Here is a 1,754-nt window from a genome sequence, read left to right on the forward strand (position 1 = left end):
GTATCGTATAGAGCGTTCAGTAAGTCCAGTTCTTTTGCAAACGTCCCCGGTTGTAAACAGTGTAATTCACCTCCATATTTCAAGACTAAGGTATTACGCTACGTTAGAGTCAAGTAAAATTATAAGCATCGACTGCAACTACAAATAAAAACCGATGTCAATTAGATAATTAATTAATCATGTCTAACTCTTACCTAATTTAGTTCAAAAGTTTCCCTGCCAAAATTCAGTGTAAAAACAATAGTTTCCCTCCTTTATCCATTCAACATAATGACTTAATTTATAAATCGGTCATTAAAATTGTATAATTGTTGGTTTTATGTTACCTTTTAAATGACCAAATAAAAAAAACAGTCATTAAAGGAGAAGTTATGCCAAAGAAATTCAGTGATTCAGATAGAGAAAAAATTAGAAAAACAATACTAGACGAGTACAAAAATCACTTAATTAATGATGAAGAAACTTCTAAAGTTAGTGTTGATAACTTAGTAAAGAAAGCTAATATTGCGAAAGGTACGTTTTACTTTTTCTTCGATAATAAGGAGGAACTATTTCTTGAAGTAGTTATGGAAATTCTCATAGTAATAGAAAAACAAATCGAGCGAATTAAACTATCAAGCCCTTCTAGCTCCGTGTTTCTTTTTGACCTATTGCTTTATTTGAAGAATGTAGTAAAAGAATATCCATGGATTATTAAAATCACTGGAAAAGAGTTTAATTCCATGCTAAATAAGCTTTCACTGGAAGGCAAAAATCAAATTTATTCTCAAAAACAACTGATATGGGAAAAAGTTTATCAGTCCATTACAGATGATTTAATTGTTAGTAAATCTGTTTTTCAAGGGCTTGTTTCGATACTATTGCATTCCATATCTGATAGCCATGAAATTATTAACTTTGATGAAGCATACAGAGAACTTGCTTCAATAATTACGAATAGAAGTATTAGAAAGGATTAACTATATGAATAAATTACTTCGTGTTATGTTTATCATTTTAATTGTTGCCATGACTGGAGCCGCCATAATGCAATTGTTTTTTCCAGAAATCACGGGTGCTAATTCAGAATATGGTATCGCAACGGGATGGCAAAGAGAAATTGGGTTTTGGAACTTAGCAATCCTGCCCATTCTAATAGGAGTAAATTTGAAATACGACTATTACTTTTTAAGGATTGTCGTAATATCACTGATAGTTGGAGGATTAGGTTTTGGCACCAATCACCTTCTAGGATTTATTGAGGATGGAAGTAAGACTATCAGTTTGATTGGAGCCATAGAAAACTATCTATTGGTGTTATTTTGGGTAATAGGCTTAAGGATAGAAAGCTCTAAAAACAGGCTAGGTAAGAAGGCTCTTCAATAGCTTCTTAATAATTGCATGTAAATCCAAATATTAGAGAATTGTTGGCAAAAAACATCCCTACCAAAATTCAATGAAAAAACAAAATTCCCTACCAAAATTTTTTCTTGGTAGGGTTTTTGGTAGGGAACAATATTATTTTTAATACATTTTCTTCATTTTTGAGTAGGACAAATGCTGTTAAATAGGAATTCTCTCTTCAAAATTGTTGAAGTATTTTGTTTAAGATAAGCCATCGTAACTAGTATATGGCAAGGGGATTTTTATGTTTATGGCAAACTAATAATGTAGGGATTGGCATTTAATTTATGTATGGCCCGTAGGGCATACATAAATTAAATACGCCACTTGCCAACTCCTCCAAATAACTTTAAACTCCTCGTTGGACCAAC

2 protein-coding genes are annotated in these 1,754 nt (G+C 31.8%); both read left to right on the forward strand.

What is annotated here, in order from left to right; all coding sequences use genetic code 11:
• Positions 1–371: 371 nt before the first annotated feature.
• The gene (locus KI363_RS21490) at positions 372–959 is read left to right on the forward strand and encodes a TetR/AcrR family transcriptional regulator (RefSeq protein WP_120075864.1); all 588 of its coding nucleotides are present in this window, start codon (positions 372–374) and stop codon (positions 957–959) included.
• 4 nt (positions 960–963) lie between these two features.
• Complete coding sequence (locus tag KI363_RS21495; protein ID WP_120075863.1) at positions 964–1,365, forward strand: hypothetical protein; 402 nt, start codon at positions 964–966, stop codon at positions 1,363–1,365.
• Positions 1,366–1,754 lie beyond the last annotated feature (389 nt).

The organism is Lederbergia ruris (genome assembly GCF_018332955.1).
In the GTDB taxonomy this organism is placed as follows: Bacteria; Bacillota; Bacilli; order Bacillales; family Bacillaceae_C; genus Lederbergia; species Lederbergia ruris.